The organism is Candidatus Protochlamydia sp. R18, assembly GCF_000648255.1.
Classification (GTDB): domain Bacteria; phylum Chlamydiota; class Chlamydiia; order Chlamydiales; family Parachlamydiaceae; genus Protochlamydia; species Protochlamydia amoebophila.
The window spans coordinates 1-7,869 of record NZ_BASL01000564.1 but is presented as its reverse complement, the minus strand read 5'-3'; the positions used below and the strand labels follow the sequence as shown (position 1 = coordinate 7,869).

Sequence of the window (7,869 nt, the reverse complement as noted above, 5' to 3'; positions counted from 1 at the left end):
TCTCTAGAAATATCGCTTGGATAAGAATGCGTCATTATTGCCTACAAATTTTTTTTGAAAGCAATTATACACGATTAAAAGATTTTAAACAGGTTCTTAGACAAAGGTAAAGACTTGTAAAGAAAACCCTTTCATTTTCTAAAAAGCTAACTAATCCCATTGGGTTAATAAAATATTTTATTTTTGATTACAACAGACAATTGAGAGCTTTACCTATTTAGCACTACCTGTATTTGGGTTTAACAAAACAAATCACCATAGCATTTTGGCTAAAGTTTTAGTAAATTTAGTTGGATATTAAAAAATAAATTTTATACCTTATATTAACCATAATCATATCGGAAGTCCCTATCTCATTATTAGATATAAATAATTTTAAATCACAGGACCCTATACTTCATGAATAATATAAATCATCCTCTTGAAAGCTCTAGCCTCAATTATAAGCCTTTGTTAGAACAAGTTAAATCGCACCAAGATAGGCAAGTGAATAGACGATGGAAATTAATTATTTCATCACCTATTCAAAATCCTCGCATAAATTTACTATCGGCAAGATTGCGGCGGCATCCCCTATTTTCTTTCTTAGTATCCGCAGAATTACAGCAAACTAGACAAATGGGTAGGAGAAAATGGAGGCAACTTAATTTATGGCAAGCACCTAAAATACTTGCCTCCGACAAAGCAAAAAGATCTTTAGTTTCAAATTGCTCATCTAGTTTGTGGTCTTCTGCTTTGTCCGCGTCTGAACACTTACAAGCCGCAAGAGAAGCATATGAAAAAGTGAAAGAATACAATGTTTTTCGGACAGAAGGGGGAGAGAGTACGGATACTTATATTCATTCATCGACAAGGGATGAATCACTGCCAACTGAAGAACATTTTCGGGCAGAACAGGCTGTCGCCGCTCATCGTATAGAACTTTTTCAAAATGAAAAAAAGTTTCGAGAGTGGATGACTAATAATGGATTATATTCAACAGAAGTGAGCGGGACTGGTCTCAACTGCTTAATTAATGCATTAATTCAACATGCAACAGGACAATATCAAAAAAAAATTTTTAAATTTGCTACTAATATCAGAGAAAAGATAGAGTGTGAATTTCCTAATCATCCTTTAATGTTAAATGATGATGATAAGCGTACTGTACGAGTTCTTGAGCTTGTGAATGAAGAGTACAATACTAATCTTCTTATCTGTTTCGTTCAGGCTAATGAACAAGGGCTTCCAGCTATCACTTCTAATATAGGAGACGAAGAAGGCAATCCTGTTGTAATTTGGAATCAAGCTGCGCATTATGTATCATTGACAACAAACTATTGTTACTCTTTGCTATCTCCCTTACCACAACCAGAATTTGATACCAAAGCTTGCCATACAGAAGTTAATAGAAAAAATTCTTTTATTATCTTACCCAATGAGTTAAAAGCTCATGATCATTCATTATCTCCCTCACCCCAGTCAAAATCCGACACTGGCACCATAGCTCGCCGTAAAAAATTTAATGAAAAACATCCTTTTGCTACTTTACCCAATGAGCTAAAAGATTATATTTTTTCTTTTTTGGATAAAGTTTCATTGGATCAAAATTTATCTAAGTTGAAAATGATCCTTAGTGCACGTACAACCTGCCACTTTTTTAATCAATTAGTATTGAATAATATTAAATTATTGGGTTTTTACGAATTAACTCAGCTATCCGATCACCTTTGTAAGATTTTAATTCAACTAAAGCCCCGCTTAAGCTTATATATATGGGGCATTAAAACTTTATTAACTCAACAACAGATTGAGAATAAAGCTGCAATTAATATGATCAACCTTTTTCTAAATGAATGCTTGGCTAATATTGATAATCATGAAAGTAAAAAAGAATTACTCGCTAAAAAAGAAGAATTAAAACAAGCAATTTTGCGAGAACTTAGTGTGTTAGATATTGTCGCAATTGATGAAGATTTGCTTAATAAAAACAATTGGAAAATTTTTCACGAAACGAGCACTAGTTTTCTTTCTTTGTTTATAAACTTAGGGATACCAATCGATGCTGTAGACAGTCATAACTGGTCTGTCTGGCATTACGTTAGTTATAGACTCAATTTAGAAGCCATAAAAATTCTTATAAATAGTATCGAAGCTGAGACTTTTAGAGACAAAATTAATGCTAAGACTCTCAAGCAAAGGACACCCCTTTATTATGCTATCTCTGGCTTACCTCCCAATCCTTCTTCTTATCAGAAGCGTTGTTGCTTAAAAATTGTTGAGATTTTAATGAAAAATGGAGCTGATCCTACTCTAGTGGATACAAATGGGATAAGTCCTATAAATCTGGCGCAGAAAAGGAGTGAAAATGCAGATTTGTTAGCAATTCTGGATCCAAATAATATACATTTACCTCCCAAAGTAGCTAGTCGTGTAGGTTTGAACCATACTTTGCTAAATTATGAAACAACAAGAGATGCATTTTATGAAATTGGTAAACTAATAGATTTAGAACGTGTAGAAATCGAAAATATACAAAAAGCTATTGACAAAAATAACAATAATTTTTTCAGCTTATTTGCTGACAGTAAAAGTCTTTTGTGGTTTTTTCCAGTAATTAAATTCGCTCCAAAAAAAGCAGATGAAATCTTAAAGATTTTGCTGAAAAATTTTTCTTTTAAAAAGTGCTTGAAAAATCATTTTTATAAATTGATTTTAATGGCAATTCACGAAAACAACCAAGAAAATGCCATAGCAATTTTATTACATGCTAATCTAGATGCAAAGCAGGCGAAAAAGTATTTTCGAAGCATCTTGCGTGAGGCGGAAGAAAAGGACCTGATAGAAATAATGTATTTTCTTTTTGAAAAAGCTCCATTTTTTTGTTTACACCAAGCTGTCGATTGGGGTAATCATCGCATGCTGCAATTATTTCTTAATTTTGAAGGTGCCTCTGAACATTTAAATGAAATATATAAACATAATTCTTCTCTCTTACATTTAGCGACATTAAATCAAGATTTAGAAAGCATGCGTATCCTTCTTGCGCAAAAATCTATTGAAGTTGATATAAGAGATCAGAGCGGATGGACTCCTCTTCATAACGCTGTGTTGGTTGGAAATGAGCAGTGTATTAATTTGCTTCTTGAAAGAGGAGCGGACCCTTGCTCTGTTAATAATGAGGGGAAAACTCCTTGGTGTTTATCTCTAGTGGATAATAATCCATTGTTTGTGACAAGTGATAATAAAAAAACGTGGTGGCATTTTGCAGTTAAAAATGATAAGCAAGAAATTATGCGAGCATTAGTTCAAAATTCTGCATTTAATGCTTCTTTTAATGATAAGGACGAAAGAGGCCTTGCTCCAATGCATCTCGCAGCTATGAAAGGTCATGTAAATATAGTCAACTATTTTACTCAACATATAAAAGGAATAGATATTAATATAAGGGACAGACACTACAGTACTCCCCTTCATCTTGCAGCAAAATATGGGCATATAGAGGCGGTTAACAGTCTTATTTCTACAAAAGGAATAAAATTTAATGCAAAAGACAAGCATGGTAATACTCCTCTTCACCTTGCAGCAAAATATGGACATATAAAAATAGTAAAAGCTTTGCTAAGTTGCAGAGCGGTAATGGCAAGAAACGCTTTTAAAGCAAAAAATAAAGATGGGAAAACAGCTTTAGAACTTGCTACCCGGCCAGATATTATAAGTCTATTGGGATATCCCTGACCTCGCAAGGGAGTAAGTATAAAAGTCTAAGACTAGTTGAAAAATAGCTACCCGGATTAGCCAAATAAGCGTGCTGAGGTGGCTACTTTGTTTAAATTGATGCTTTAACTTAACACTTGTTATAACAAATTACAAGCCCTTGTAATTTGTTATTTAAATTTCAGGCATAATCTTAGCATTTTCTCCAAAAAAGGCTTCTAAATTGGATTCAAATACTTTCAAAGCAGTTGCTGTCGTATGGTTTCTAAATAAATCGAATGCTTGTTTTAAAGGTTCAATGGCTAATTCAAATTACTCATCATATAAATATGCAACAATAATACTATAGTGAAATTCAGTTCGAGTACTATATTTACCTGTGCTTATTTGAAAATCTCAATAGCCTTTTTGTTTTCTCTTTCATGGGGTAATAAGGATCCTTGGCTATTAATAGCCAAGGATCCTCGGTTTTTAAGTTCAATCTCCTATCAATAATTATTAAACTGTTGGGGTAGTGCTAATAGGTAAGGCTCTCAATTGTCTATTGTGTAGTGCTCCCCAAATAAAATATTTATTAACTCAATGGGATTAGTTAGCTTTTTAGAAAATGAAAGGGTTTTCTTTACAAGTTTTGCTCACCTTAAATTTAATTGAAATCCATAAAATCTAGCAGCCATGGCATCCTTACAGCAAAAATTTTACAAATTCTATGAAGAGATACCCTTTTTAAAAGAGCTTTTCTAACAAGTGCCTTTGTTTGTTCGTTAATGATTTTAGCTTCCTTGTTTTCGCTCCATTGTTTGCCACACTTTAAACAGCGAAAATTTTACTTTTCTTGTCTTGTAGCATCATTCTTCTTTACTAAACCTGATCCGCAGTGCGTCCATCTTCTTGCTCTTTCCCGCTTGAATTAAAACAATTAATCTATTCAATTAGATCAGTTTATTGAAATAACCTTGCCTATTTAGCACTACCATTCTTTGTAATACAAACTATACGTAGGAAAGTTAAACTTGTCCATATTCGGTTGGCTTTATATAAATTCCCCATTTTAGATCTGTGCGAGCTCCATTTACCCATTCTTTCCAAATAGACATCGGATATCCAATAGATCCTGTATAATCAACTCGCCACAACTCTAAACGTCCTGTACCAGGATTCACAACAAACCCAAATTCATCTTTCACCCAATTCGTATCTGCAAAAATAATGGGAGCTGGCATAGCAAAACCAAGCTTTTGACAAGTAAGACTAATATGCCAATGATAATCGATTGAAAAAGTTGTTTGCATTTCAGAGAGGCAAATCAATGCTTTACAAATATCTTGCAACTGATTAGCGCTCATGACGTACTGAGATTTAGATAAAGAAATTTGATCAAAATAGCTCAAAATTTCATCTGCTTTTGAGGAGGTTATGCCTGGTAAAAGAATTAAAATTTGATAAATTTTTTCTTTCAGCTCATAAATTGAAAAATAAGGAAGTCTAGAATATAAAAGGCTATCTAATTCGTCTGCTGATAAGATGGATTTTTTACCGATATTTAATCCTCTATCTTGTTGCAAAGTATCTACAATAATTTCTCTAAAATATAGGGAATTTAAAGAACCTGTCAAATTCTGAAAAACAGCTTTAAAACGAGGTTGAAAATTTTCCGGAATCTTTTCTATTAATTCTTGTAAAAACGAATGGATCATATGGTGATCTAAAACAATTTTTTCAATAAAAAACTCAGCCGGTTTAACAAATTTATCTCGAACGGATGTATACGTAAATTCATCACCTATCCAAGCATCCTTAAAAGGAGTTAAATTGGGTTTTAATAAAAAAGCATGTGTAGGTGATTGAATTAGCATAGATTGCCGCCTTCCTTCTAAGTAAGGCTCCATCTGCTTTCGTGGAATATGCTTTAAAGTATCGGCAAAAAAAACGAGTAATTCCATCTCACTTTCCACCCATTTCGCCCCTTCTTGTGGCTTGTCTTCTATTCGATAATAACAACTAACAAGCGTATTCATCGTTCCTCCAGAGGTATAAACCCAAGGTTTTTTTTCTATTTGGTCTAAATGCTCAAGAGGATTTTGAGGAATGGGCATACGATGAGCTGCTGCCATGCGATAAAAAGCTGTTTCTAAAAACTCTTTAGTTTTTATGTGATTAACAATAGCTGTAACAACTTCACCAAGATCTTTTTCTAACCCTAAATTTTGTAACATGGAGGCAATTTGAGGTTCTGTTGCGACAAAAAAAGATGTTAATGAATCAATAAAATCTGTTTGATTTTTGATTCTTGTCCATTGTGAAGAATTGCTTCTTCCGTGCTTATAAAGCAACCTGAATCCTGCAGGACTATCATCAAAAGGACCTGTTAACACTTCTTGCATATCTGCATCGTAAACTTCTTGGAAATACTCTCTAAACAACTCTAAATAAATTTTATAAAGAGATTCATAAAGATTAACTAAAGCAGAAGCGCGCTGATGAGCATCGTCTCGTTGGTCTTGGATAAAATATAATTCATTAGCTCTGTTTTGATATTCCATTTTCAACCACTGAGCTTCTTTTTCACTGGCATGTCTAATGCGTGATTCTAAAGTTTTGACATGAGTATACATCATTTCATACTCATATTGAGCATCTTGAACAAGTTTATTTGCTTGATCTAGTTTGTATTGAATTTGCTCTTGGATACAATGTCCAATGCCTCCTTGCTCGTGGGAACCCATTCCTAAACTGGCATACAAATTCCAAGTCGTAAACTCTAATTTAGTTTCGGAGAAAGAAGCTAAAGTAAATTCCCAAGTTTTTAGTAAGGCATTATCAGCTAAAGATTTAAAAGCATTTTTACCTATTTCAAACAAATAAAGAAAATTAGCACATTTTTCTCCAATTCCTCCTGTTTGTTTACCAATAGCAGGTATTTGCATTAAATTACTTTGAATCATGCCTCTAGGACGCTCTTCGTAATCTTTAATTTGTTGTTCTGAAAGGCCTATAGACTGCCTTAAAATAGTTCTTAAAATCACTTCTGCTGTCACTATACAATAATTAGTGTGACGCGAATGTTGTAAAATGATTGGATCAATCCAATCTTTAAGCCTTTTGATTTTATCTTTAAGTCTTTCATTTTTTTGAAGTAAACCAACAGCTTCAAAAGCGACTATTAATCCAGGAGAATACCAAATCTCAGGCGAGATTTTTTTAGAAGAGATAGAAAGAAGCAAAGGTTTTTTTAAATCCCCACTTCCCCAACTTGCACTAATGGGGACTGAATATTCTGCTCCCCCAAATGTACGTTTTAAACGGCCTGTCGCGAGTAAATCAGTCATATCCTGCAAAAATTGCTCGGGCTGTTCATTTTGAATAATTTCAGCCGGTGCGGTTGCAAAACAAGATCCAACATTTTGCCGTAAATAACATAACCAGGCAGCTAAAACAGCTCTTTTTGCATGTGCATCTGTAATAACGGTTTGTGAAGGAATTTGCAACGTTTGCTTAATAATGTCTTCAGCAATTTTATTCGATAAAGGTTTTGAAATTTTTTTTAAGGATCGGACTAGCTCTTTATTAGTTAACAAAAATTGTAAAACTTTCAAGATATGCTCTTGACGTTTAGAATCATATTGTCTGTTAGGACCAAGAGAATATAAATGGGATTTAAATTTTTGAATAAGCGTTGGCAAAACCGCGGAATTAATTTCACCTTTGTCATCGATTAAAAAAGTGGCTAAATGGCTTGTTCGTAAAATGTTGCGAACGGAACAACTTTCTTGAATTTGCGAACGATCTAATCGCCGAGAAATTTCTTCATATTCTTCAACTATATAAGCACAAATTTTATCCGCTGCTAATCTTTCTTGCTTTTTTTGTTTAGCGATTAAAGCAAAAATTCGTGGATAAAAAAACGGATGATTAAGAGGAGCTTTGACTAAGCTTAAAATTGTATTAATTTTTTCTTTACTCACTTTTCTCACACAATAAACGTTTAATAAATCAAAAGCAGAGAGACAAATTTGTGCATTAGAGGGGATTTTGTAAATTTACAATATTTTTCTTTATATAGGAAACACTCTCACCCGAGTATTGGAAAAACTCCCAAAAATTAAATCGATTACTATTAACCTGAACTTTGGGTTTAGGTGTTTAGGCTTAAACAAGATACATAAAATTTGA

Annotated in this window: 2 protein-coding genes and 2 pseudogenes; 2 read left to right on the top strand and 2 right to left on the bottom strand. The window is 33.3% G+C overall.

From position 1 onward, the window contains the following. Positions 1 to 110 precede the first annotated feature (110 nt). Both TY19_RS12500 and TY19_RS00715 read left to right on the top strand, forming a co-directional pair. Positions 111 to 221: pseudogene (locus TY19_RS12500) on the top strand (IS1 family transposase); the annotation flags it as partial. A gap of 178 nt (positions 222 to 399) precedes the next feature. Beyond that, positions 400 to 3,717: an ankyrin repeat domain-containing protein gene (locus tag TY19_RS00715; RefSeq protein WP_042279041.1), complete on the top strand. Its 3,318-nt coding sequence runs from the start codon at positions 400 to 402 to the stop codon at positions 3,715 to 3,717. A gap of 631 nt (positions 3,718 to 4,348) precedes the next feature. On the opposite strand, the pseudogene TY19_RS12495 reads toward TY19_RS00715, so the two are convergent. Beyond that, positions 4,349 to 4,585: pseudogene (locus TY19_RS12495) on the bottom strand (IS1 family transposase); the annotation flags it as partial. Positions 4,586 to 4,703: 118 nt separating this feature from the next. After that, positions 4,704 to 7,661, bottom strand: coding sequence for a hypothetical protein (locus tag TY19_RS00710; RefSeq protein ID WP_042279038.1), 2,958 nt, complete (start codon positions 7,659 to 7,661; stop codon positions 4,704 to 4,706). Positions 7,662 to 7,869: the final 208 nt, after the last annotated feature.

Coding starts and splice junctions, on each gene's coding strand:
- TY19_RS00715 (WP_042279041.1), top strand. CDS start 400: ATGAATAATATAAATCATCCTCTTGAAAGCTCTAGCCTCAATTATAAG.